The organism is Dactylosporangium sp. CA-139066 (genome assembly GCF_050936175.1).
Taxonomy (GTDB): Bacteria; Actinomycetota; Actinomycetes; order Mycobacteriales; family Micromonosporaceae; genus Dactylosporangium.
This window is the reverse complement of record NZ_JBNJNH010000001.1, coordinates 7,508,929-7,530,815: the sequence shown is the minus strand read 5'-3', so window position 1 is coordinate 7,530,815 and position 21,887 is coordinate 7,508,929. Positions and strand designations below refer to the sequence as shown.

General features: G+C 70.7%; 28 protein-coding genes. 13 read left to right on the top strand and 15 right to left on the bottom strand.

Annotated elements, in window-relative coordinates:
- Positions 1 to 12 precede the first annotated feature (12 nt).
- From ACQEVU_RS34535 to ACQEVU_RS34525, 3 genes are all read right to left on the bottom strand, one after another.
- Entirely contained in the window at positions 13 to 1,335 is a 1,323-nt protein-coding gene (locus tag ACQEVU_RS34535; RefSeq protein ID WP_433331054.1) for a M28 family metallopeptidase, read from the bottom strand.
- Positions 1,332 to 1,604: a hypothetical protein gene (locus ACQEVU_RS34530; protein WP_433331052.1), complete on the bottom strand. Its 273-nt coding sequence runs from the start codon at positions 1,602 to 1,604 to the stop codon at positions 1,332 to 1,334. Before ACQEVU_RS34530 ends, ACQEVU_RS34535 begins: the two co-directional genes overlap by 4 nt.
- A 107-nt stretch (positions 1,605 to 1,711) precedes the next feature.
- Complete coding sequence (locus tag ACQEVU_RS34525) at positions 1,712 to 1,858, bottom strand: hypothetical protein (protein ID WP_433331050.1); 147 nt, start codon at positions 1,856 to 1,858, stop codon at positions 1,712 to 1,714.
- Positions 1,859 to 1,949: 91 nt separating this feature from the next.
- On the opposite strand from ACQEVU_RS34525, the gene ACQEVU_RS34520 reads away from it, so the two are divergent.
- The 3 genes from ACQEVU_RS34520 to ACQEVU_RS34510 all read left to right on the top strand — a co-directional run bounded on the left by ACQEVU_RS34520 (position 1,950) and on the right by ACQEVU_RS34510 (position 4,017).
- Complete coding sequence (locus ACQEVU_RS34520) at positions 1,950 to 2,327, top strand: ArsR/SmtB family transcription factor (protein ID WP_433331048.1); 378 nt, start codon at positions 1,950 to 1,952, stop codon at positions 2,325 to 2,327.
- 478 nt (positions 2,328 to 2,805) lie between these two features.
- Entirely contained in the window at positions 2,806 to 3,462 is a 657-nt protein-coding gene (locus ACQEVU_RS34515) for a three-helix bundle dimerization domain-containing protein (protein WP_433331046.1), read from the top strand.
- Between the two features lie 108 nt (positions 3,463 to 3,570).
- On the top strand, positions 3,571 to 4,017 hold the full coding sequence (locus ACQEVU_RS34510) for an ArsR/SmtB family transcription factor (protein ID WP_433331044.1): 447 nt from the start codon (positions 3,571 to 3,573) through the stop codon (positions 4,015 to 4,017).
- 21 nt (positions 4,018 to 4,038) lie between these two features.
- On the opposite strand, the gene ACQEVU_RS34505 is transcribed toward ACQEVU_RS34510, so the two are convergent.
- Positions 4,039 to 4,671, bottom strand: a complete 633-nt coding sequence (locus ACQEVU_RS34505; RefSeq protein ID WP_433331042.1) for an ImmA/IrrE family metallo-endopeptidase — start codon at positions 4,669 to 4,671, stop codon at positions 4,039 to 4,041.
- A 3-nt stretch (positions 4,672 to 4,674) separates the two neighbouring features.
- Complete coding sequence (locus tag ACQEVU_RS34500; protein WP_433331040.1) at positions 4,675 to 5,097, bottom strand: transcriptional regulator; 423 nt, start codon at positions 5,095 to 5,097, stop codon at positions 4,675 to 4,677.
- Between the two features lie 172 nt (positions 5,098 to 5,269).
- Between ACQEVU_RS34500 and ACQEVU_RS34495 the strand changes: the two genes are divergently transcribed.
- Genes ACQEVU_RS34495 through ACQEVU_RS34485 form a run of 3 tightly spaced genes read left to right on the top strand, consistent with a single transcriptional unit; the run spans position 5,270 to position 7,271 of the window.
- Positions 5,270 to 5,545 (top strand): multiubiquitin domain-containing protein, encoded by a 276-nt coding sequence (locus ACQEVU_RS34495; RefSeq protein ID WP_433331038.1) that lies wholly within the window; start codon positions 5,270 to 5,272, stop codon positions 5,543 to 5,545.
- Positions 5,542 to 5,928: a hypothetical protein gene (locus ACQEVU_RS34490; protein ID WP_433331036.1), complete on the top strand. Its 387-nt coding sequence runs from the start codon at positions 5,542 to 5,544 to the stop codon at positions 5,926 to 5,928. The genes ACQEVU_RS34495 and ACQEVU_RS34490 overlap by 4 nt, the downstream gene beginning before the upstream one ends.
- Positions 5,910 to 7,271 carry a ThiF family adenylyltransferase gene (locus ACQEVU_RS34485; RefSeq protein WP_433331034.1) on the top strand — a complete coding sequence of 454 codons (1,362 nt, stop codon included), beginning with the start codon at positions 5,910 to 5,912 and terminating at the stop codon, positions 7,269 to 7,271. Before ACQEVU_RS34490 ends, ACQEVU_RS34485 begins: the two co-directional genes overlap by 19 nt.
- Positions 7,272 to 7,358: 87 nt before the next feature.
- Here the strand turns inward: ACQEVU_RS34485 and ACQEVU_RS34480 are convergent, their stop codons facing one another.
- From ACQEVU_RS34480 to pstS, 6 genes are all read right to left on the bottom strand, one after another.
- Positions 7,359 to 7,736 carry a hypothetical protein gene (locus ACQEVU_RS34480; RefSeq protein WP_433331032.1) on the bottom strand — a complete coding sequence of 126 codons (378 nt, stop codon included), beginning with the start codon at positions 7,734 to 7,736 and terminating at the stop codon, positions 7,359 to 7,361.
- Positions 7,733 to 8,200, bottom strand: coding sequence for a winged helix-turn-helix domain-containing protein (locus tag ACQEVU_RS34475; RefSeq protein WP_433331030.1), 468 nt, complete (start codon positions 8,198 to 8,200; stop codon positions 7,733 to 7,735). Before ACQEVU_RS34475 ends, ACQEVU_RS34480 begins: the two co-directional genes overlap by 4 nt.
- Positions 8,197 to 9,048: a phosphate ABC transporter ATP-binding protein PstB gene (gene pstB / locus ACQEVU_RS34470; RefSeq protein ID WP_433331028.1), complete on the bottom strand. Its 852-nt coding sequence runs from the start codon at positions 9,046 to 9,048 to the stop codon at positions 8,197 to 8,199. The genes ACQEVU_RS34475 and pstB overlap by 4 nt, the downstream gene beginning before the upstream one ends.
- Positions 9,048 to 9,956: a phosphate ABC transporter permease PstA gene (pstA, locus tag ACQEVU_RS34465; RefSeq protein ID WP_433331026.1), complete on the bottom strand. Its 909-nt coding sequence runs from the start codon at positions 9,954 to 9,956 to the stop codon at positions 9,048 to 9,050. Before pstA ends, pstB begins: the two co-directional genes overlap by 1 nt.
- Positions 9,956 to 11,011, bottom strand: a complete 1,056-nt coding sequence (gene pstC, locus ACQEVU_RS34460; RefSeq protein WP_433331024.1) for a phosphate ABC transporter permease subunit PstC — start codon at positions 11,009 to 11,011, stop codon at positions 9,956 to 9,958. The genes pstA and pstC overlap by 1 nt, the downstream gene beginning before the upstream one ends.
- 70 nt (positions 11,012 to 11,081) lie before the next feature.
- Complete coding sequence (gene pstS, locus ACQEVU_RS34455; RefSeq protein WP_433331022.1) at positions 11,082 to 12,263, bottom strand: phosphate ABC transporter substrate-binding protein PstS; 1,182 nt, start codon at positions 12,261 to 12,263, stop codon at positions 11,082 to 11,084.
- Positions 12,264 to 12,553: 290 nt separating this feature from the next.
- On the opposite strand from pstS, the gene ACQEVU_RS34450 reads away from it, so the two are divergent.
- The 7 genes from ACQEVU_RS34450 (at position 12,554) to ACQEVU_RS34420 (ending at position 18,594) form a co-directional block, all read left to right on the top strand.
- A complete protein-coding gene (locus ACQEVU_RS34450; protein WP_433331020.1) occupies positions 12,554 to 13,279 on the top strand; it encodes a helix-turn-helix domain-containing protein in 726 nt (241 codons plus the stop codon).
- Positions 13,272 to 13,934 (top strand): arsenate reductase ArsC, encoded by a 663-nt coding sequence (locus ACQEVU_RS34445; RefSeq protein WP_433331018.1) that lies wholly within the window; start codon positions 13,272 to 13,274, stop codon positions 13,932 to 13,934. The genes ACQEVU_RS34450 and ACQEVU_RS34445 overlap by 8 nt, the downstream gene beginning before the upstream one ends.
- Positions 13,935 to 13,994: 60 nt before the next feature.
- Complete coding sequence (locus tag ACQEVU_RS34440) at positions 13,995 to 14,780, top strand: aquaporin (protein WP_433331016.1); 786 nt, start codon at positions 13,995 to 13,997, stop codon at positions 14,778 to 14,780.
- Between the two features lie 45 nt (positions 14,781 to 14,825).
- Positions 14,826 to 15,236 (top strand): arsenate reductase ArsC, encoded by a 411-nt coding sequence (locus tag ACQEVU_RS34435; RefSeq protein WP_433331014.1) that lies wholly within the window; start codon positions 14,826 to 14,828, stop codon positions 15,234 to 15,236.
- An 84-nt stretch (positions 15,237 to 15,320) separates the two neighbouring features.
- Positions 15,321 to 16,688 carry an FAD-dependent oxidoreductase gene (locus ACQEVU_RS34430; protein ID WP_433331012.1) on the top strand — a complete coding sequence of 456 codons (1,368 nt, stop codon included), beginning with the start codon at positions 15,321 to 15,323 and terminating at the stop codon, positions 16,686 to 16,688.
- A gap of 113 nt (positions 16,689 to 16,801) precedes the next feature.
- On the top strand, positions 16,802 to 17,596 hold the full coding sequence (locus ACQEVU_RS34425; RefSeq protein ID WP_433331010.1) for a hypothetical protein: 795 nt from the start codon (positions 16,802 to 16,804) through the stop codon (positions 17,594 to 17,596).
- Between the two features lie 92 nt (positions 17,597 to 17,688).
- Positions 17,689 to 18,594, top strand: a complete 906-nt coding sequence (locus ACQEVU_RS34420; protein WP_433331008.1) for a hypothetical protein — start codon at positions 17,689 to 17,691, stop codon at positions 18,592 to 18,594.
- A gap of 68 nt (positions 18,595 to 18,662) precedes the next feature.
- Here the strand turns inward: ACQEVU_RS34420 and ACQEVU_RS34415 are convergent, their stop codons facing one another.
- From ACQEVU_RS34415 to ACQEVU_RS34400, 4 genes are all read right to left on the bottom strand, one after another.
- Positions 18,663 to 18,860 (bottom strand): hypothetical protein, encoded by a 198-nt coding sequence (locus tag ACQEVU_RS34415; protein WP_433331006.1) that lies wholly within the window; start codon positions 18,858 to 18,860, stop codon positions 18,663 to 18,665.
- 213 nt (positions 18,861 to 19,073) lie between these two features.
- Positions 19,074 to 19,373 carry a hypothetical protein gene (locus ACQEVU_RS34410; protein WP_433331004.1) on the bottom strand — a complete coding sequence of 100 codons (300 nt, stop codon included), beginning with the start codon at positions 19,371 to 19,373 and terminating at the stop codon, positions 19,074 to 19,076.
- 85 nt (positions 19,374 to 19,458) lie between these two features.
- On the bottom strand, positions 19,459 to 19,869 hold the full coding sequence (locus tag ACQEVU_RS34405) for a winged helix-turn-helix domain-containing protein (RefSeq protein WP_433331002.1): 411 nt from the start codon (positions 19,867 to 19,869) through the stop codon (positions 19,459 to 19,461).
- Positions 19,870 to 20,133: 264 nt separating this feature from the next.
- The gene (locus ACQEVU_RS34400) at positions 20,134 to 21,783 is read right to left on the bottom strand and encodes an MFS transporter (RefSeq protein ID WP_433331000.1); all 1,650 of its coding nucleotides are present in this window, start codon (positions 21,781 to 21,783) and stop codon (positions 20,134 to 20,136) included.
- Positions 21,784 to 21,887: the final 104 nt, after the last annotated feature.

Below are 21,887 nucleotides of genomic sequence, written 5' to 3'. Positions count from 1 at the left end.
TCTATCGCCGATCTACGATGAAAGCGTAGCTGAGTCGGTGGTGACCAGCAATCCGGTCGTGACGACCAGCTGGGCGACGGCGGTCAGGGTGGCCGTCTCCACCCGGTCGGCGGTGTCGGCGGGGCTGTGGTAGCCGGCCATGCCGGCGCCGATGCCGACGGCGGCGAGCCCGGCGGCGGCGTAGCGGCGGTTGTCCGAGGCGACCGGCCCAGCGACCAGCGGCAGCCCGGTGTACCGACCGGCCTGGTCGAGGGCGGCCAGGAGGCCGTGTGCGGGGCCACCGGCTTCGACGGCGGCGGCCTGGTTGAGGTGACCAGCGCCGTCGACGTTGATGACGAGCGGCTGGACACCGGCGTGGCGGAGTTGGGCGGCGTGGTGGGCCGAGCCGAGCGCGCCGGCTTCTTCGCCGTCGAGCAGCGCCACCGACAGGTGCACGTTCGCGGGGAGGTGCTCGGCGAGGACCCGGGCCGCTTCCAGGACGACGGCGACGCCGCTGCCGTTGTCGGCCGCTGCGGGCTGGCGCAGGCCGGGGTGGTCACCGACGCCGTCGTAGTGCGCGGTCAGCAACAGTTGCATCTCACCTTCCGTGTCGGTGGCGGTGACGTGTGGCGCGGTGGCGGGCCAGGTGCCGTGGAGGTTGGTCGCGGTGACGTCGAGGCGGCGGATCGGGGTGTTCCCGGCCAGCCAGCCCGTCCCCGCCTGCGCGGTCCCGTGGACGGCGTGGTGGGTCGCGGTGTCCAGGGTGAGGATCGGCAGCGGCCCGGGGTTGGGTCCGGCGAGCATCGTGTAGTGCCAGCCGTCGGCGTCCACGCCCCGGCCGATCAGCAGACCCAGTGCGCCGTGCGCGTGGCCGTAGGCGTCGAACAACGTCATCCCCGCCGGCACGACGAGCCACCGGCCGACCGGGTCGCCGGCCCCCGCGACGGCAAGCTCGCCCTGGCGGACGAGCGGCAGTTCGGCGGAGGCCAGATGGACCGCGACGTCCCGGCCGAAGGCGAGGTGTCGCACGGTGGTGCCGTCGTGCCAGCGGACCGTCGGCGGGGTGTACATCTCGGGGACGAACGGTACGGCGAACGGCTCGAACGACACCGTGGCCCCGGCCTCCTCGAGGCGCTGGGCGAGCCAGACGCGGGCGGCCGCGCCGCCGGCGCCGCCGACCCGGCGGCCCGCGAACGGGTCACTGGCCAGCGCCGCGACGGTCGCGGTCATCCGCTCACCCGATACCAGGGCGAGCGCCGCGCCGAGCCGCTGCCGGGTCGCCTCGGCGAGGGGCGCGGTACCGGGGACGTGTGGCCTCGCCGCCGTGGTGTTCGTTGGGTGCGCGGGAGAGGTCATCCGCAGCAGCCCGCGCCGGAGGTGACCGCCTCGGTCTTCGCCGCGGTGCCGCAGCAGGCCCCGTCCGTCGTCGCCTCCGCGGTGGTGCCGCAGCACGGCGACCCGGCGGTGGCCGGCTCAGGCAGGGCCAGGGTAGCGGTGGGCGGGTTGCCGCAGCAGCCGCTGGTGCCGGCGACGGTCAGCGCGGCGGCCGGGTCGCCGGCGAAACCGCCGGCAGCCGGGGCCGCGGCGGAAGTGGTGGTAGGGGCAGTGGCCTGGGTGTCGCTCATCGTCATGCTCCTTCAACGATCGATCGGTATTGAGGTCGGGTGTGGGTCGTGGCGGGATGTCGGGTGCGGGTTCGCCGGACGGACCGTCCTGCGCGAAGGGGCCGGGGTTATCGCGGGCCGGTGATGGCGGTGAGCGCCGTACGGGTGCGGTCGAGGCTGCGGCGAGCGCGCTGGTCGGCGGTCGTCACCTTGGCGCAGCCGTCGCAGAACCGCACGCCGGCCGGTACGGCCGGGCGGCGGGCGAAACGGAACATGTCGGTCTCCTTCATCGTGGCGCATCGCCTGTCTCGACGCCTGTCAAATCAAACAGTTGCACGCTGATTTGAGATCTGTCAACCTAGAGGTATGTCAAAACAGGCGGCGGTGCTCCCCCTCACCGACCTCAACGCGGACACGCCCTGCTGCTCGCCGATCGCGCAGCAGCGCATCCCCGCGGCGACCGCGGCGGTGCTCGCGCCGGCGTTCAAGGCTCTCGGCGACCCGGTCCGGCTGCAGCTGATGTCGATGATCGCGTCCGCCCCGGACGGCGAGATCTGCGTCTGCGACCTCACTCCGGCGTTCGAGCTGTCCGGGCCGACGATCTCGCATCACCTCAAGACCCTGCGCGAGGCCGGCCTTGTCGACGCCGACCGGCGCGGCACCTGGGTCTACTACCGGGCCCGGCCCGGGATTCTGCGTCAGCTCGCCGGTCTGCTCGCCGTGGAGGCGCCCGCGAGCGCGTAGCGGGCGCGGGTCGGGGCGGCGGGACCCTACTGACGTTGCGGGCGAGCGAAGTGGACCCGTCGGCGGCAGCCACGACACTGGACCGCTTCGCACGCTGTAACACCCGTCGGGCTGTCGGGCTCGCCGTGACGCTGGCGGCAACGGTGGGTACTGACTGGCCAACGCAGTCGGCTGACGGCGCCGCAGCACCACGCATTCGGGGCTGTCGCGAACGGTGCTCGCGTTGCCGGGCAGACCATCTGGCGTGGGCGCGGAGGTCGCAGATATCAGGTTCGTTGACAGATCACCGTCGGCCAGAACCTGACAAGCGTGGCTGCTTTCGGCGTCGGCACCACTTGACCCTCTAGGAAAACTCAGCAACCATTGAGTCAATGAACGTCGAACCTTTAGCGTGTGCCGTGATGCCGCCGACCGTGGTGGCGGCCGTGGCGCGGCATGCTGTGCCGGTCTCGGCGTCGCGGTGTTTGCGGGAGGGCGCGTGAGCGAACCGTCGCTGGGCGACTTCCCGCTGCAGATCGACGACATCCTGGCTCAGATCGCGGTACGGATCGGCGAGCGGTTCCGTGGCGTGTTCGGCGCGCAGACGGTGGAGCGGTACCTGTTCGAGTCGTATCTCGACCTGTATCGCACAGCCCGGATCCGTCGGCACCTCCCCGCGTTGGCCGAACGGTTCGCGGTGGAGCGGTTGACCGCGCTCGCGCAGACCCGAGGTGCGCTCGGAAAGCCGGTGCCCGGGGTGTTGTTCGTGTGCGCCTACAACGCCGGCCGGTCCCAGCTGGCTGCCGCCCTGGCTGAACGGTACGGGGCGGGCCGGGTCCAGGTGCGCTGCGCCGGGTCGCACCCGGCTGACTGGCTCGACGAGAACGTCCTGGAGGCGCTCGGCGAGTGGGACATCGAGGTGATGGAGGCGTACCCGAAGCCGCTGACCGACGAGGTGCTGCACGCCGCCGACGTCATCGTCACGATGGGCTGCGGCGACGCCTGCCCGATCCTGACCGGAAAGCGCTACGTGGACTGGCCGATCCCGGACCCGGCCGGGCAGCCGATGCCCGCTGTGCGCCGGATCCGCGACGACATCGACCTGCGGGTGCGGGCGCTGATCGACGAGCTGACCGCGGCACCCGCCGGCACCTGACCAGCCCGTCCCCGCGTGGCAGTCAGCCCGATCGGCACCCTCGACGCGTTCCCGCCGCGTTCACCGGCGGTTCACCTTGCGGTGGCTGGATCTCGTACGCTTGGGGCCATGCTCTCCGCCGCGCCCGACGACACCGCCGTGACCGGGACCGACGCGGAGCCGCCGGCCGCGCCGACGGTGGCCGAGCCGCCGCTGGCCCAGCAGGACGTGGCAGGGCTGGAGGTGTCGGAGTCGGAATTGGCGGCGGTAGCGGAGCCGCCACCGCTGACCGCGGCGCCGCTGCAGCGCGCCGAGGCCGAGTTGCTCGCCGCCCGGTTGCGGGTGGTGGCCGAACCGACCCGGTTGATGCTGCTGAGCATGATCCATGCCGCCCCCGGGGGTGAGGCGAGCGCGGGCGATCTTGCCGCGCCGATCGGTCTGACCGGCCCCACGGTCAGCTACCACCTGCGGGCGCTGACCGAGGCCGGCCTCGTCACCCGGGACCGGCGCGGCACGTGGATCTTCTACTCCCTCGTGCCCGGCGCGTTGCAGCGGATCAAGGACCTGCTCGGCTGAGGACTGCGGATCTCGGGCGGTTCAGCGGGCCGTGAAGCCGCCGCGCTTGGCCGCGGCGCGTTGGGCGCGGAGCCGGGCGCCGGTGCTGTTCATGCGCCAGGCCGCGAGCTGGACGCTGACGTCGAACAGCTCGGCGACCTGGGCGTCGGCCATCCCCTTGCGTGCGGCCCAGGCTGCCGCGTTCTTGGGCAGCAGCAGTTCGGCGCCCAGTTCGGCGGCCTCGAACTCCTGTTCCCGGCTGCCCGGGTTCACGCAGCCTTTCTGGACGTCGCCGGCGAAGAGGATCCGGTCGAAGGTGTGCTCCAGCACGACGTGGGCCATCTCGTGGGCGATGTTGGAGCGGCGGCGCTGCGGTTGGTGCGCGGTGTTCTCGACGATGAGGTGGCCGGTGCCGTCCGGCACGAGCGCGGCCGACCACACCTCGGGGCGCTCCTGGGTGAAGAACTGCACAGTCATGTCGGGGCAGCCGGTGACGACGAGGCTGTGGAGCTGGTGTACGGCGATGCCGTAGACCTCGGCGAGCGCGTACGGGTCGAGCTTCACGAACTCGGTGAGGCCGAGCTCGGTGCGGACCTCGACGGCCCGGCGGGCGAGCTCGGCCTTGCTCATCGGCTTGACGATCGATGCGTCGGCGGTGCTGAGCCGTCTGGCCACGGTTCACCGACTCCTGGCGGCGCGGTGGACGGCGTTGAGCTTCAGCGCGGCCTCCACCACGTTGTACAGGTGTTGTCGTTCCTCGTCGCCGAGGTCTTTACGGGCCCGGAGCAGGACGTTGAGCTGGGCGAGTAACTCGGGCTGCTCCCTGCCCGGTGCGCTTTTCCCGTCCTGCTGGTCCTGCTTGTCGCCTGAGTCGGCGTCGTCGCCGTCGGCCATCCAGAACGCTTCCGCCGGCATCCGCAGCCACTGGGTCAGGGCCATGAACGCATCGGCGTCGGGACGGAAGTCGTTGGCCAGCCGCGTCATCGTCGACGGGCTGCACCCCACCTCGCGGGCCACCTGCCGCCAGGAGAGCTGTCTGCTGCGCCGCGCGCCGTCCAGGGCGGCGTAGAGCGCGGGCACGTTGATCCTGGTCTGAGCCATGGTCGGGACACTCCTCGCAGGTTGCGCGGACCACCTTTCTATCACTGTTCGACAACTCGAACAGTGGCATGCTACGGTTGACCTTGTTCGAGAAGTCAAACAGTATTCGACCTCTCGGATTTTCCAAGGTAGACGCCGCGCGCTGGCGTGGCAACAGAACGTGGAGGTTGATGTGACCGCGAGTGCTGCTGAGCACGTGGACGAGACGGCGCGGCGCCCGCGCACGGTCGAGGTCACGGTGAACACCAAGCCCGTTGACGTGCCGGAGCGGGAGGTGACCGGCCTGGAGGTCAAGCAGGCGGCCATCGCCCAGGGCGTACAGATCCAGGTCACCTTCCAGCTGTCGGTGAAGGAGCACGGGCACTACCGGATCGTCGGCGACACGGACACCGTCCGGGTCCACCGGCACCAGGAGTTCCTGGCCGTCGACCGCGACGACAACTCGTGACCGAGTTGCTCCCGGCGGTCGCCAGCGGCGTCGACGCCGTCCGCACGCACTTCGCCGGCCTGCCGGTCGAGGTCGTCCCGGACGGCGCCGGCGGCGCGTTCCTGACTGTCGGTGACGTCGAGGTCGGACCACGGTACTCGCCGTCGCGGACGTGGCTGGGGTTCCAGATCAGCGCCGCCTACGACAGCGCGGACGTCTACCCGCACTACGTCGGGGTGCTGACCCGCACCGACGGGCGCCCGCACGGCGACGGGATCCAGCAGGTGACCTGGCGCGACCAGGCCGCCCTGCAGCTGTCGCGCCGGTCCAACGGCTGGCGGCCCGGCATCGACAACGCAGCCCTCAAGGCAGAGAAGGTGATCACGTGGCTCGTCAACCAGTGAACCCACCCGCCGACGGCTGGAGCCTCACGGTGCCGCTGCGGCTCTGGCAGGACCTCGCCGGCCATCTGTTCCGCGACGACGGCGACGAGCACGGCGCGGTGATCCTCGCCGGTCTTGCCGACGGCCCGCGCGGGCCGCGGCTGCTCGCCCGGGAGCTGCTCCTGGCCGAGGACGGCATCCACTACGTGGCCGGGCAGACCAGCCACCGGTCGCTCACCGCGACGTTCGTCCGCGACGCCGCCGTCCGCGCCCGCGACGAGCAGCTCGTCTACCTGGCGGTGCACAACCACTTCGGCGAGCGCACCGTCGGGTTCTCGTCCGTCGATCTGGCCAGCCACGAGCGGGGCTACCCGGCGTTGCGGGAGATCACCGGACAGCCGGTCGGTGGTCTGGTGCTTACCCCTGCCGCCGCTGCGGGGGACCTGTGGCTGCCCGACGGCGGCCGGGTCGAGCTGGCCGAGCTGGTCGTGCCGGGCGGGAACCTGGTCCGGTTGCGGCCGCGTCCTGCCCGCGGGGGGCAGGACGCGGCGATCCATGACCGGCAGGCGCGGCTGTTCGGCGACCTCGGGCAGCAGACCCTCGGCCGGATGCGGGTCGCGGTCGTCGGGCTCGGCGGTGTCGGCAGCATCCTCGTCGAGGGCCTGTCCCGGCTCGGTGTCGGCGCGCTTGTCCTCGTCGACGACGACATCGTCGAGGACACGAACCTGCCGCGGCTCATCGCCGCGGAGGCCGACGACGTCGGGCAGCCCAAGACCGTGCCCGCGGTCCGCAACGCCCGGCGCGCCGACCCGCAGATCGACCTGACCGTCCTGCCGCACCGTGTGGAGCACCCGGACGTCCGGAACGCGTTGACGAGATGCGACTGGATCTTTCTGGCCGCGGACACGCACGCCGCCCGGTTCTGGGTCAACCAGGCCGTGAACCAGTACCTCATCCCGGCCACCCAGATCGGGGTCAAGGTGCCCGTCCGCGCGGATGGCGGTGTCGGGCAGATCCATGCGGTCGTCCGGCTCCTCGTGCCGGGCGGTGGCTGCCTGTGGTGCAACGAGCTGATCGACCCCACCGAACTGGCCATCGACATGCACCCCGACGCCGAACGCGCCGCGGCCCGCTACGTCGAGGGCGTCCCGGCACCCAGCGTGATCGCCCTCAACGGCCTGGTCACCATGGAGGGACTCAACCAGTTCATGTTCGCCGCGACGGGTCTGCACGACGACGGCGGCGACACCGCCTGGACCATGCACCTGCCCGGCCGCCGCGAACGGACGCCGCAGCTGCCGCGCCGCGACCCCGCCTGCCGCTGGTGTTCCTCCGACGGCCACCTCGGCCGAGGACGCGGCTGACACCGCGCTACGGACGGTCGCAGGTGTACCCGCGCGGGCACACCTGCGACCGTCCGTAGCGGGCTGCGGGCTTGCGTCGCGGCGGGCTCATCGGGTGTCCGCCGGATCGGTGATCCGCCAGCCGGTGAAGCGCCGGTTCGCGCGCAGGGCGTAGTCGACGAGGTCGACCGCTGCGTCGACAGCGGTGGCCGGGTCAGGCGCGTCGATGATCACGGCGATCATCGCGCCGTCCGGGTGGGTGCCCACCCAGTGATCCAGCACCGTGATCCGGACGCCGTCGGCGCGGATCGCTTCCCGGGCACCGCCGACGATCCGGCCCAGCGCCCGCGCGGCGGCGTCGGTCGCATCCGGGGTCATCGGGGGCGTGCCCGGCGGTGGCCCGGCCGTAACCGTCACGGCGAACGGCGGCCCGGCCGGTTGCACCGGGACGGCGGCCCGGGGCGACACCCGCCGGTCGGCGCTCACCTACCCTCCCGCAGTGCCGCCGCCCCGGCTAGCCCTGGCGGCTCGGACGGCTCGGCCGCCGTAGCGTCCGGCGCCGTCGGGTCGGCGAGGTCGAAGATGTAGCCGACACCACGCACCGTGCGGATCCGCTCCGGCCGGTGGCAGTCGGCCTCGACTTTCGCCCGCAGGCGCTTGATGTGGACTTCGAGGGTCTTGTTGACGTCGGCGTAGTCCTTGCCCCAGATCCGGTCGAGCAGTTCCCGGCGGGAGATGACTCTGCCGGCCTGCTGCATGAGCTCACGGAGCAGTTCGAACTCTTTGAGCGGCAGGTGGACCTGGCGGCCGTCAACCCAGAGCCGTAACCCGTCGAGGTCCAGTTGCACGCCGCCGACGCTGAGCACCCGCAGGTGCCCGGCGGTGGCGGGGGCGACCAGTTCGTAGCCGGCGGGCACGGCGGGTCGGCGGGTCGCGGTCACGGCGGTCATCCGACCTTCCCGGTGATGTAGTCCTCGGTGGCTTTCTGCTTGGGGGCGGTGAACATCTGCTGGGTTTCGCCGACCTCGACGAGCCGGCCGGGTTTGCCGACGCCGGGGACGGTGAGGAACGCGGTGATGTCGGAGACCCGGGACGCCTGCTGCATGTTGTGGGTGACGATGACGATCGTGTATGCCTCGCGGAGTTCGGCGATGAGGTCTTCGATGGCCAGGGTGGAGATCGGGTCGAGCGCGGAGCACGGTTCGTCCATGAGCAGCACCGCCGGTTCCACGGCCAGGGCACGGGCGATGCACAGCCGCTGCTGCTGCCCGCCGGAGAGGCTGGCGCCGGGGGCTTTGAGCCGGCCACTGACCTCGTTCCACAGGTTCGCCTGCCGCAGCGACCGTTCCACGACCTCGTCCAGGGCGGCGGTCCGCCCGCCGCGGCGGCCGAGGCGCAGTCCGGCGGTGACGTTGTCGTAGATGGACATGGTGGGGAACGGGTTCGGACGTTGGAAGACCATGCCGACCCGGCGGCGCAGCAGGACCGGGTCGGTGTCCCCGGTCAGCAGGTCGGTGCCGTCGAGGAGGATCTGGCCTTCGGCGTAAGCGCCGGGGATGGTCTGGTGCATCGCGTTGATGCACCGCAGCACCGTGGACTTCCCGCAGCCGGAGGGGCCGATGAGCGCGGTGACCCGTTTCGGTTCGACGGTGATGGTGACGTGTTCGACGGCGCGGTGGCTGCCGTAGAAGGCGGTCAGGTCGACGATGTCGACGCGGGCGCCGGACGCCGTGACGGGGCCGGCGGCCGGTCGGTGCTGGACGGTCGGCCCGGTGGTGGGTTCGGCTGGGGTGGGCATCAGCGGCCTCCGATGCGGCTGGCCCGGCCGATGAGGCGGGCGGCGATCGTGAAGAGCAGGACCAGGGCGATCAGGGTGAGGGCACCGGCCCACGCGCGGGCCTGGGCGCTCTTGTAGCCGGTGATGGCGGAGCCGAAGATCTGCAGGGACAGGGTGGACATGCGATGCCGCGGGTCGGCCTCGATGAACAGGTCGTTGCCCAGTGCGGTGAGCAGCAGCGGAGCCGTCTCGCCCATGGCCCGGGCGACGGCGAGCATGACGCCGGTGATGATCCCGGCGCGGGCGGTGGGCAGGACCACCGAGGTGATGGTGCGGGCCTGGGTGATGCCCAGCGCGAGGCTGGCCTCGCGCAGTTCCCGGGGCACGAGGCGGAGCATCTCGGCCGCGGACCGGATGACCAGCGGCAGCATGACCAGTGCGAGGGAGATCGCGCCGGCGATGCCGGAGAACCCGAACTCCACCACCCAGATGGCGTAGATGAACGCGCCGGTGACGATGGTCGGCAGCCCGACGAGGACGTCGGTGAGGAACCCGACCAGCCCGGCGATCCGTCCGCCGTACTCGACGATGAACACCGCTGCGCCGACGCCGAGCGGCACGGCGATGACGGTGGCGATACCGACGATCTCGATGCTGCCGATGATGCCGTTGAGGAACCCGCCGCCGAGGTCGCCGGGGTTGCCCGGCGGGGTGTTGGTGAGGAACTCGGGGCCGAGGAACTGCAGCCCTTCCAGCGCGACGTAGCCCAGTACCCACAGCAGCGCCCCGACGGTGGCGGCGGTGAGCAGGGTGAGCAGGCCGGTCATCGCTGCGTTGCTGACTTTGCGGCGGCTGATCCGTGCGGCCGGGTCGAGCGACGTCGGGGGCCGTCCGGGTGGGGTGGGCCGCGGCAGGGTCTGTACGGCCATCAGGCGATGTCCTTTCCGACGCGGCGCACGACGAACTTCCCGGCGGTGTTCACGATCAGCGCGACCACGAGCAGGGCGAGCGCGACGACGAACAGCGACGGCAGGTGGAACGGCTGGTTGGCTTCGGTGAACTCGTTGGCGATGACGGAGGGCATCGTGGCGCCCTGCCCGAGGATGCTCTTGGCGATGCCGAGGACGTTGTTGCCGATCACCATCGTGACGGCGATGGTCTCGCCGATGGCGCGGCCGATGCCGAGGATGGCCGCGCCGACGATCCCGGACCGGGAGCGGGGCAGGACCGCCATGCGCAGCATCTCCCACTTCGTCGCCCCCAACGCGAGCGCGGCTTCTTTCTCGGCGATCGGGGCGACGGCGAACACTTCCCGGCAGATCGCAGTGACGATCGGCAGGACCATGATCGCCAGGACGATCCCGGCGGTGAAGTAGGAGACGCCGAAGAACGGTCCGGTGAACGCGACCCCGATCACCGGGATCGGGCCGAGGGTGTCGGCGAGGAACTGTCCGACCGGGCGGATCGCCGGGATCAGGGCGAAGATGCCCCAGAAGCCGTACACCACCGACGGGATCGCGGCGAGCAGGTCGACGAGGTAGGACACCGGCCGGCGCAGCCACGCCGGGGCGACGTCGGTGATGTACAACGCGACCGACACAGCGACCGGGACGGCGATGAGCATCGCGATCACCGAGGTGAGCACGCTGCCGTAGACGAACTGCAGGATGCCGTACGGATTCGGGTCGGCCTCGTTGGGCAAGGCCTCGGAAGGGGCCCACCGGGTCGAGCCTAGGAACCCGAACGGGCCGTAATGCACCAGCGCCGGCCATGCCTGTACCAGCAGGAACAGTGCCGTGCCGACGAGCAGGACGATGACGAACCAGCCGGCACCCGACACGCCGGTGCGGAACAGCCGATCACCGCTGCGCCAGGCGTTGCGCCGCGTCAACGAGGTCGACGGCAGGGGCAGGTCCGACATCTGGTCGCGGCCGGGACCGGCCGGACCGGATGGCGAGGTGGACGGCGAGGTGGACGAAGCCATGTGCACTCCCGACACCGGCGCTCCAGACCGCCGTACCACCGTGGCGGGCGGTCTGGAGCCCGGTCCTGGCTCAGGAGACCGCCGGGGTCCCGTTGATGGTGATCTTCTTGAGCTGGCTGTACGACAGCTGTTGCAGGTCTTTGCCGAGCGGGGCGTAGTTGACCGAGGCGGCCATGTCCTGGCCGGTGGTCAGCGTCCAGGCCAGGAAGTTCAGCAGCGCGGCGGCTTTGGCCTTGTCGGTCTGGTTCTGGTACACGAGGGCGTAGACGGTGCCGGTGATCGGGAACGCGTCGCCGTCTGGGCCGTCGGTGAGGCTGGTGCGCAGGTCCGCGGGGTACTTGACGCCGTCGGTGCCCTTGGAGATGGTGGCCACGCACGGCTGGATGAACTTGCCGGCCTTGTTCTTCACCTGCCCGTACTTGAGGTTCTGCGCCAGGGCGTAGGCGAGTTCGACGTAGCCGATCGCGCCTTCGGTCTGGTTGACCACCCCGGACACGCCCTCGTTGCCCTTGCCGCCGATCCCGGTCGGCCAGGCGACCTCCTTGCCGGCACTCTTGCCGTCACCGAGGGTGGAGACCCAGGTCGGGGATTCCTTGGTCAGGTAGTCGGTCCACACGGCGGTGGTGCCGGAGCCGTCGGAGCGGTGCGCGACCGCGATCGGCTCGTCCGGCAGGTCGATGCCGGTGTTGAGGGCCTTGAGGGCCGGGTCGTTCCACTTGGTGATCTTCCCGGCGAAGATCTTGCCGAGGGTCTCGCCGTCGAACTTCAACCCGGCGGGCAGGCCCTTGACGTTGTACGCGGGCACGACCGCGCCGAGGGTGAGCGGGATGTGCAGGATCGGGCCGTTCTTCGCCTTGGCTAGCTCGTCGTCTTTCATCGGTGCGTCGGAGGCGCCGAAGTCGACAGTGGCGGCGTTGATCTGGTTGATCCCGCCACCGGAGCCGATCGACTGGTACGCCACCTCGACCTTGCCCGCCGTCGCGTACTCCTTCGTCCACACCGACATGATCGGCGCGACGAACGTGGAACCGGCACCGGACAGCTTGTCCGCGCCGCCGGGCAGTGCGGCGATGGTGTTGGTGTAGCCGGGCTTGTCGCCGGTGCCCTTGCCGCAGATCTGGTCCCCGAACGCGACCTGGGCAGGGCCGCCGGTCGTGCTGCTGTCATCGACCTTGCTCGTGCTGCCGCATCCTGCTGTCAACAGCGTCAGTGTCAATCCCGCACCAAGGGCGGCGAGCGCCTTGCGTGACATCGAAGTCCTCCGAGGTCGGGCACCGCCCAACGCGGCACCGTCGCGGCGAAGCTAGGAACGCGTGGTGGACCTGGGTCGACTGCACCGTGAACGTCATGTGAACGTAGAGCGGACTCTATTTAGAGCTAGCTCTACTTAGAGCGTGACATAACTAGCGGTGACCAGGAAGAATGCGCGATCCGATCGTTGTCGTCCCGCGCGAAACGTTCATCTGCGCGTCAACTTGGGTTCGCCAACGCGCTCGTCGGAACCGGTTGACAGGGCCAACTACTTCACTCAGCATTGAGTCAATGAACGCTGAGCTTTCTTCGGTGCAGCGGCGCGCCCGGATCCACGCCGCCCTCGGCGACCCGGCCCGCCTGGCCATCGTCGACACGCTCGCCCTCGGCGACGCCTCACCCGGCGAGATCGCCCGCAGCCTCGACCTGCCCACCAACCTCGTCGCCCACCACGTCAAAGTCCTGCAGGACGCCGGCCTTCTCGTGCGCACCCGGTCCGAAGGCGACCGGCGCCGCACCTACCTGCGCATGGAACCCGACGCCCTGGCCTCGCTGAGCACCCCGCCGCTGACCGACGTGTCGCGGGTGGTGTTTGTCTGCACCCACAACTCCGCCCGCTCCCAGCTCGCCGCCGCCCTCTGGGCGCAGCGGGCGCGGATCCCGGCCGCGTCGGCCGGCACCCAGCCCGCCGCCCGGGTGCACCCCCGTGCGGTCGCGGTCGCCCGCCGGCACGGGCTGTTGATCAACGCGACCGGCACCGCCCACGTCGCCGACGTCGTGCACGACACCGACCTCGTCGTCGCCGTGTGCGACAACGCCCACGAAGACCTCACCGACGGCGTCCGCCCGCGGCTGCACTGGTCGGTCCCGGCCCCGGCCGACACCGACGCCGCGTTCGAGGCCACGTTCGCCGACCTCGCCGCGCGGATCGACCGCCTCGCCCCCGCCCTCGAACCCGCATTCCCGCCTGCTGCCCCACCGGTGCAGGCCCAGCGCTCCGGAGTCCGCCATGACTGACGCGACCGTCTACTACCACCCGGACCTGTCCGTCGACCAGCAGCTCGCGCTGCGCACCGCGGCTGCCCGGCTCGCGTTGGAGTTCGACGGCACCTACGGCGCCGAGACCATCGAACGGTTCCTGCACACCAGCTACGACCAGTTCGCCAGCCTGTCCAGCGTGCCGAACTTCCTGCCGCTGCTCGCCGAACGCTTCGCCCGGCAACGCCTGCACGCCCTGGCCCGGGTCGAAGGCCACCACCGCGACGGCAAACCGGTCGTGCTGTTCTTGTGCACCCACAACGCCGGCCGCTCCCAGATCGCGCTCGGGTTCTTCACCCACCTCACCGGCGACCGCGCGGTGGCCTGGTCCGGCGGCTCCGAACCGGGCACCGAGGTCAACCCGGCCGCGGTCGCCGCGATGGCCGAACGCGGCATCGACATCACCGACGAGTACCCGAAGCCGTGGACCGACGAGGTCGTCCGCGCCGCCGACGTCGTGGTCACCATGGGCTGCGGCGACGCCTGCCCCGTCTTCCCCTCCACCCGCTACGAGAACTGGGTCCTCGACGACCCGGCCGGCTGGGACCTCGACGGCGTCCGGCCGCTGCGCGACGAGATCGAACGCCGCGTCCGCCGCCTCATCGACCAACTCGGCATCCCCGCCACCGCCTGACCGGCTCGCCGCCGTACCGGGCACGCCCATCCCCATCCGCAGAGCAGGAGCAACCCTTCGATGACCCCACCAGCACCGTGGCGACGGTTCCTCGCCGAATTCGTCGGCACCGCGCTGCTCGTCACCGCCGTCGTCGGCTCCGGCATCATGGCCACCACCCTTTCCCCGAACGACGTCGGCCTGCAGCTGCTGGAGAATTCGGTCGCCACCGCGTTCGCGCTCGGCGCGCTTATCCTCACGTTCGGGCCGGTGTCCGGCGCGCACTTCAACCCGGTCGTCTCCGCCGCGGACTGGTTTCTGGGCCGCCGGACCCGTACTGGCCTGACAGCCACAGACCTCGGCGGCTACGTCGTCGCGCAGACCACGGGCGCGATCGGCGGGTCGATCCTGGCGAACCTCATGTTCAACCTCTCCGCCGTCGACTTCTCCAGCAAGGACCGCGCCGCCGGGCACCTCTGGCTCGGCGAGGTCGTCGCGACCAGCGGCCTGCTGCTGCTCATCTTCGCCCTCGCTCGTTCCGGCCGGGCCTCGGTCGCTCCGGCTGCGGTCGGCGCGTACATCGGCGCCGCCTACTGGTTCACCTCCTCCACCTCGTTCGCCAACCCCGCCGTCACCATCGGCCGCGCGTTCACCAACACCTTCGCCGGGATCGCCCCCGCCTCAGTGCCCGGCTTCGTCGTCGCCCAGCTCGTCGGGCTGCTCGTCGGCGTCGGGCTGCTGCTGGCGCTGTACCCGGCCGTCGGCACCGCCGCCGACGAGGTCGTCGTCGCCCACCCCAGCGACCGCCGCCCGGGCCAGGCCGACCGGAACGCCGGACGCGGCAAACGCAGCGTCCGCACCCCGTGAAGCTCGTACCAGAACCGCCGAACGATCACCGAGGAGCCCAACCCGATGAGTGACAAGCCCACCGTCCTGTTCGTCTGCGTCCACAACGCCGGCCGCTCTCAAATGGCCGCCGGCTGGCTGCGCCACCTCGCCGGCGACACCGTCGAGGTCCGCTCCGCCGGCTCCGAACCTGCCGAGCAGATCAACCCGGTCGCGGTCGAGGCGATGCGCGAGGTCGGCATCGACATCACCGCCAACACCCCACGCAAGCTCGACTGGGAGACCGCCGAGTCCTCCGATGTGCTCATCACGATGGGCTGCGGCGACGTCTGCCCGGTCTTCCCCGGCAAGCGGTACCTGGACTGGAAGCTCGACGACCCGGCCGGGCAGGGCATCGACGCCGTCCGCCCGATCCGCGACGCCATCAAAGCGCGCGTCGAGCAACTGCTCACCGAACTACCGGTCGCCACTGGCTGAGGCCAGCCGCATCCCCTGTAGCTCCGCCGCCGGTTGGTCAGGCCGGCGGCGGCCAAACCTCAGCGAACCCTGGAAGGGCACGGCATGCGCCTGCTCATCATCGGTGGCAGCGACGCCGGCATCAGCGCCGGCCTGCGCGCCCGCGAGCTCGACCCCACCGCCGACGTCACGCTGCTCGTCGCCGACACCTACCCCAACTTCTCCATCTGCGGCATCCCGTACCACGTCTCCGGCGAAATCCGAGACTGGCGCAACCTCGCCCACCGCACCACCGCCGACCTCGAAGCCGCCGGACTGCAACTGCGCCTCGGCCACCGCGCCACCGCCATCGACCCCGACGCGCACACCGTCACCGCCACCACCCCGGACGGTGCCAGCGTGGCGCTGGGCTACGACCGGCTCATCATCGGCACCGGCGCTGTCCCGGTCCGCCCGCCGATCGACGGCCTCGACGAGCTCGGACCGGCCGACGGTGTGCACGTGCTGCACACCATGGCCGACACGTTCGCGCTGCAACAGTCGATCGACGACCGGCGCGCCTCCACGGCGGTGATCGTCGGCGCCGGCTACATCGGCCTGGAAATGGCTGAAGCGCTCACCACCCGCGGCCTGCACGTCACGATCGTCGAGCAGCTCGACCAGGTCATGCCGACCATCGACCCGCAGCTCGCCGCCCCGCTCGCCGAACACCTGCGCGAGCACGGCGTGACCGTCCAGCACGGCACCAAGGTCGAGGCCATCAGCCGCGACGGCGCCCGGCTGCGGGTCGACACCAGCGACCGCGCCCACCACGGCGACATCGTCCTCGTCGTCACCGGCGTCCGCCCCGACGTCGAGCTCGCCGCCGCAGCCGGCGCAGCACTCGGCGTCCGCGGCGCGATCCAGGTGGACCGGCAGATGCGCACCAATCTGCCCGACGTCTACGCCGCCGGGGACTGCGTCCACACCTACCACCGGCTCCTCGACCAGCACGTCTACCTGCCGCTGGGCAGCACCGCCCACAAACAGGGCCGCGTCGCCGGCGCCAACGCCGTTGGCGGCAGCACCGTCTTCGCCGGATCGCTCGGCACCCAAGCCGTGAAGGTCTTCGACCTCGTCGTGGCCGGCACCGGCCTGCGCGACCAGGCCGCCCGCGATGCCGGCTACGCTCCGATCACCGTCGCCAGCATCGCCGACGACCACAAGGCGTACTACCCCGGTGCCACACCCATCCGGGTCCGGGTCACCGGCGACCGATCCACCGGCCGGCTGCTCGGCGCCCAGCTGCTCGGCCGGCACGGCGCCGAGATCGCCAAACGCATCGACGTCTATGCCACCGCCATCACCTACGGCGCCATGGTCACGGACGTCGCTGATCTCGACCTGTCCTACACCCCACCGCTCGGCAGCCCGTGGGACGCCGTGCAAATGGCCGCAATGGCATGGCAGCGGCAGGTCAGCAGCGATCGGTGAGGCGTTCACACGGCCGCCGCGGGCGCACATCGGATCCCGCGTATCACCATCTGGCGTCTCCGTAGATCTAACTCGATGGCCAGGCCGCCACCTGGTGATTAGCGTTACCGGCCGTGACGATGAGTGATCGCGAGCAGCGGCAGATCCGGGAGATCCTCGAACTGCTCCGTGAGGTCGAGGCGTGGATGGACGGGGAACTGCCGCACGTCCAGGAGCGATCCGCGCTATGGGCCGACGACCAGCGGTCCCACCCGTACGACGTCAGTCAGGGCGTCAGCCACGCGATCAGCGTCGCCGTCGATCACCTGCACGCCATGCGGATGGCCCTGACCGGGGTCCGGCCCGACCGCATCGACCTGCACACGTACGCCCCGTTCACGCTGCTGCGGGCGGCGCTGGAAAACACGTGCACCGCGCTGTGGATCACCGGCGCGGCGACCCGGACCGAACGCATCGCGCGGCGGCTGCGGCTGGAGACCAAGAGCCTCAAGCACAACGAACAACTGCTGCGCAGCGTCGGGGTCGACTGCACTGCGGACCTCGCCGCGCGCCGGGCCCGGCTCCGGCAGGTCGCGGACGGATGCGGCATCACTCACGCAGCGATCGGTGCCGGGCCGTCGCCCACCGAGATCACCAAGGCGGTCGGGCACCGCCTCGGCCGGACCGCCGATGAGCAGATGTCGGCGTGGCAGCTGTGGAGCGTGTGCAGCGCGTTCGCCCACGGCGACTGGTGGGTGCTGCCGCTGCTGGACATCGAGATCCTCGGCCCAGCATCGCCCGGCGTCTCCAAGGTCCGGCCCACCGCGCCGACCGAGATGGTCCTCGAGTCCACCCGGGCCGTCCTGCGCTTGGTCCGCAACAGCCGGGCGGAGTTCATCATGCTCAGCCACCACCACCTCGGACCGTAGTAGCCGGGGCACGATGCCGCACCAGCAGAACCAGCCGAGCGTCCTCGGCCACGGCAGAGCGTCACAGGCCACGTCAGCGCCGAAGAATCAGGATGCTGCCCGTCGGTGCCCGATGCGACGATCGTCGGGTGCTGATCCAATACAGCCCGGCCTGGACGCGACCCGACACCTCATGGTGCGTCAAAGCGGCCCGGGCGCTCGAGCACCTTCGCGCCCTCGAAGCAGAGCTCAAGGCGTTCCGAAAGCTCACGCCTTACACGCTGACCCCGGAGCGGACCGAACGGCCCGGACGGCTGGCGTATCGCCTGCACTACGTGCACCCGTTCCCGACGGCGATCAGCGCCATCACCGGCGACGTCCTGGCCAACCTGCGCGCGGCCCTGGAATGCCTCGCCTACGGCGTCGCCGCAGCATGCCACGGCGGGAGTCTGCCGCCGGACCTGGAGTCCCGCACCACTTTCCCGATCGCCAAGGACCCCGCTGCGTTCGAACGGTTCTTCCAGCAGCGGCCCCAGCTCTACACCGACCAGGCGAAATCCGCGCTGCGCATCGTGCAGCCGTTCATCTTCGGCGAAGAATGTCTCAGGCACGGCGTCACCCGAACCCGGACGTACGACGACGACTTCGTATGGAGCCAGCTACACCGCCTCGACCGGCTCTGGAACATCGACAAACACCGCCGGCTGAACCTGCTCGCCTGGTGGCCCGATCTGCTCTGGTGGGGCAGCAACGGCGACAGCCAACGCACAATGCACCCCGGCGACGGCACCCTCGCCGATGGCTCCGTCCTGTTCTACATGCACGGCGAAGACCCCGGCCAAGGCACGACCGTCCATCACGAGTTCAACATCGTGCTCACCGACGATCCGGCCCACCTTGCGCAGCCAGGCACCACATCCGACCTGCTCCGGCTGCTCACCGGCTTCTACGACACCGTCACCCAGAACGTGTTCCCCAGAGTGTTCACGGTGATGTCGCAACCCTGGCCCCTGCCCTGACAACCGAGGGCCGCCTCTCTCCAGCCGACACAGCGCACGCCGAACGCCGCGCACTGCCACCGATACGTCTAGGTACGACGCCGGTTCAGGTTCGCGATCAGCTCCCGGTTGGCGGCGCGGGCAGCATCGAGCTCCTGATTGCATTCATCGAGCAGACCCTCCAGATCGATGACGCGCTGCTCGAGGTGGGTGATCCGCCGCTGGAGACCGTCGATGTCGGCGGGCGGACCGAGCCCGGCCTCACGCCAGACTTGCTCACCGAGCAACTCGGACCCGGCCGAACCGCAACTCCCGCAGAAATCTGTCCGCCACCGGCTCGACGCACAGGTCCTCGTCAAGCACTGTCCAGTACCGGCCCCCAGAGGGCATCTGCACACGAAACACGCGGGCCGCCGGCTCTCAGCCTCCTGTTGATCAGCAACGTCACGCCACTGAACAACACCCCCAGAGAACCGCTGCACGGACCCGCCATCAGGTGGTCAATGCAACGCCACGCAACAAGTCGGGGACCCCAAGGGAATGCACGGCGCGGACGCGCGCAGGTCATCGCGGATGGCCTCCACCGGGACGCCCGGCATGAGCACGCGGACCGTGGCGCTCCCGGCGGCGGGCAGGTCGAAGGCATACCTGCCGAGGGCATCACCTTCGGGAACGCGCACCGGGGCTGCGGCGAGCTCTCCGCCGCGGTCGGAGACCTCGGCGAGAAACAGCCGGAGATTGTGCTCGGCTTGCTCGCGCGTACCCGGTGGAGCTTCGGCGCTACCCGGGTTAATCGTCACACTCGGACGATACGGCCGCATTCGGTGCAGCACCCAGCGCACCGCGGTGTGGCGTCCGTCTAGTCATCCTCGCGATACTGCATCGTTACGGCGGTGATGCGGCGAGCAGTGTCCGGTCGGCGGGATGTCTGGTCTGGCGGCCATCGGTGGTGGTCACGATCAGCAGGGGTACCTCGGGCCGGCAGCCGAGTTCGGTGGTCTCGGGTCGCAGCGGCATCCGCGCGCCAATCGTCGCGCCGGCCTCCAGCGGCACAGCGGTCGGGTTGGTGACTGGCGTGACGAGCGTCGGGTATCCGCGTGCCTTGACCGCCAGACCTTCCCCGCGCAGCACGTCCAATGCGGCGCGTACCGTGTCTCGGCCGCACCGGTACTGGGTGGACAGGCGCTGCTCGGACGGCAGCGGCGAGCCGGGTGGGTACTGCCCTGACAAGATCGCCGCCCGGATGGCGCCAGCGACCCAGAGGTAGCGCGTCTCGCCCAGTCTTTGTATCTCCATCCCACCATGTTAGGGCCATGTGGCCCTAATGTCGATCGGGCTAGCTGGCCGAGCCGAGACGGTGGCCGGATGTCTGTGCGATCCGGCCGGATCGGCAGCCGCCGGTCGCCCCCGTGGCCGTGGCGCGGTAAAGATCGTGTGGTTACGCTGTACTGCAGGCTGGCATCTTCCCCCGTGGATGCCAGCCTCCTTTTCGCTCGATCGAGGAGCCAACCGCCAAGCTGGGCAGGTGAGATACAGCGGCGTAGCGGACCGTCCGGGTCGCTACGCGGCTGGCTTGGAAGGCGTTGTCGACGTGCCGGGAGGGACCTCATGGCCATGCACCGGCATCGCGTCACTGTCGAGCTCCTGCAGTTCCTCGTTGCCCGCAGCGGGCCGGTCGATCACGGCGCGACCGCGCTGGTCGACACCGACGACGGCATCCGCATCGTCAAACCCGACCTCGTCCTGCGCCCCGGATCCGGGGTGCGCCGGCTCCTGGTGACCCGCACAGATCTGATCGAGGATGCTCAGGCTGCCGGGCTCACGTTGTCCGAGTTCATGCGGACCAACGCTGGCCGGATCGCCGCCGACCTGACCGCCATTCTCGACGAGAGGGAATCCGCCTCGACGTAGCTGGTTGGCAGCCAGGTGGAAACGCTCGCCGACATCGCCTGGCGCCGCGCGGACTGCCACGCCTACAGCCCGGTCGACGCCGTCGGCACGCCAGGGCAGCAACACGGTGGACACGACAATCGCGGCCGCCGCAACGGCGATCGCGGCACGCGCGGACGTCGCGGCGGCGAGCGCAGCACCTGCGGCGATGCAGATCGGTTGGGCGGTCTTGGAGCTGATCGACCAGGCGGTAGCGACGCGGGTCATGTGCGTGTCGGCGGTGGCGTGCATCCGGTAGGTGATGAAGGTCGGGTTGAACACTCCGGCGCAGTACAGCAGCAGTGTGTCCGCGGCGATGATCACGATCAGGCCGGCGGTGCCGGCCGGGGCCAGGGGCACAGCGCCGAGCCACAGGGTCCGCGCGACGCCGAAGACGAGCAGCAGCGTGCGTGGGGTCAGGTTGAGGCGGCGGGTCAGCGGGACGACGGTCAGGGAGCCGATGATCCCGCCGATGCCGGGGATGCCGAGGGCGAGGCCGTACTGCCACGGGGTGAAGCCGAGGTCGCGGAGCATCAGTACGGTGATCAGCGGGGACGCGGCCATGAGGCAGCCGCCGAAGATCATCGCGTTCCAGAACAACAGATGCAGGTCGCGGTGGGCGGCGATGTACCGCCACCCGCCGGTCAGCTCGTGCAACCATCGCCGTCCGGCGGCGGGTGGCTGCGGGGCGGGTTCGCGGGAGCGCAGCCAGCGCACGCCGATCGCGGAGAGCAGGAACGTGGCGGCGTCGACGGTGACGGCTGCGGTCGCGCCGAGCCAGGACACCAGCAGCCCACCGACCGGTGGGCCGATCGTGGCAGTCGACCAGAGACTGGTCTCGAACCGGCTGTTCGCGTGGGCGCGGTGCGGTTCGGGGACGAGGCGTTTGAGGTGGGCGCCGCTGGCGGCGGCGAACACGATCGCGGCGCCGGTCTGCACCGCAGCGACCACACACAGCTGGACGTAGGTGAGCGCGCCGAGCCACGCCGCGACCGGGACGCTGGCCAGCACGATGAACCGGACCAGGTCCGCGGTGATCATGACCGGGCGTTTGCGGTGGACCTCGATCCACGGCGCGAGCGGCACCGCCATGGCCGCGCTCGCGATCCCGGCGACCACGGCGAGCATCGACACCTGCCAGGCGGAAACGTCCAGGACCATGACCGCTATCAGCGGCAACGCCCCGGCGCCGACCGCGGAGCCGAGCTCACTGACCGAGTACGCCGTCCACAACCGGCGCAGGTCACCGCGCCACGCGGCCGGCCCGGACCCCGCTCGCACAGCGACGTCGGCCGCGTTACCGGCTGCGGCGGGTCGGCTGGGTGCAGCGGTCGCGTCTGCTGTTGATCGGTGTGGCTCGCTGTCCTCGGTCGAGTGCCCGGTGC

Excerpts from the sequence above, each read along its gene's own strand:
- ACQEVU_RS34535 (WP_433331054.1), bottom strand. The coding sequence starts at position 1,335 with ATGACCTCTCCCGCGCACCCAACGAACACCACGGCGGCGAGGCCACAC.
- ACQEVU_RS34530 (WP_433331052.1), bottom strand. The coding sequence starts at position 1,604 with ATGAGCGACACCCAGGCCACTGCCCCTACCACCACTTCCGCCGCGGCC.
- ACQEVU_RS34525 (WP_433331050.1), bottom strand. The coding sequence starts at position 1,858 with ATGTTCCGTTTCGCCCGCCGCCCGGCCGTACCGGCCGGCGTGCGGTTC.
- ACQEVU_RS34520 (WP_433331048.1), top strand. The coding sequence starts at position 1,950 with ATGTCAAAACAGGCGGCGGTGCTCCCCCTCACCGACCTCAACGCGGAC.
- ACQEVU_RS34510 (WP_433331044.1), top strand. The coding sequence starts at position 3,571 with ATGCTCTCCGCCGCGCCCGACGACACCGCCGTGACCGGGACCGACGCG.
- ACQEVU_RS34500 (WP_433331040.1), bottom strand. The coding sequence starts at position 5,097 with ATGGCTCAGACCAGGATCAACGTGCCCGCGCTCTACGCCGCCCTGGAC.
- ACQEVU_RS34475 (WP_433331030.1), bottom strand. The coding sequence starts at position 8,200 with ATGACCGCCGTGACCGCGACCCGCCGACCCGCCGTGCCCGCCGGCTAC.
- pstB (WP_433331028.1), bottom strand. The coding sequence starts at position 9,048 with ATGCCCACCCCAGCCGAACCCACCACCGGGCCGACCGTCCAGCACCGA.
- pstA (WP_433331026.1), bottom strand. The coding sequence starts at position 9,956 with ATGGCCGTACAGACCCTGCCGCGGCCCACCCCACCCGGACGGCCCCCG.
- pstC (WP_433331024.1), bottom strand. The coding sequence starts at position 11,011 with ATGGCTTCGTCCACCTCGCCGTCCACCTCGCCATCCGGTCCGGCCGGT.
- pstS (WP_433331022.1), bottom strand. The coding sequence starts at position 12,263 with ATGTCACGCAAGGCGCTCGCCGCCCTTGGTGCGGGATTGACACTGACG.
- ACQEVU_RS34450 (WP_433331020.1), top strand. The coding sequence starts at position 12,554 with ATGAACGCTGAGCTTTCTTCGGTGCAGCGGCGCGCCCGGATCCACGCC.
- ACQEVU_RS34445 (WP_433331018.1), top strand. The coding sequence starts at position 13,272 with ATGACTGACGCGACCGTCTACTACCACCCGGACCTGTCCGTCGACCAG.
- ACQEVU_RS34440 (WP_433331016.1), top strand. The coding sequence starts at position 13,995 with ATGACCCCACCAGCACCGTGGCGACGGTTCCTCGCCGAATTCGTCGGC.
- ACQEVU_RS34435 (WP_433331014.1), top strand. The coding sequence starts at position 14,826 with ATGAGTGACAAGCCCACCGTCCTGTTCGTCTGCGTCCACAACGCCGGC.
- ACQEVU_RS34430 (WP_433331012.1), top strand. The coding sequence starts at position 15,321 with ATGCGCCTGCTCATCATCGGTGGCAGCGACGCCGGCATCAGCGCCGGC.
- ACQEVU_RS34420 (WP_433331008.1), top strand. The coding sequence starts at position 17,689 with ATGCTGCCCGTCGGTGCCCGATGCGACGATCGTCGGGTGCTGATCCAA.
- ACQEVU_RS34405 (WP_433331002.1), bottom strand. The coding sequence starts at position 19,869 with ATGGAGATACAAAGACTGGGCGAGACGCGCTACCTCTGGGTCGCTGGC.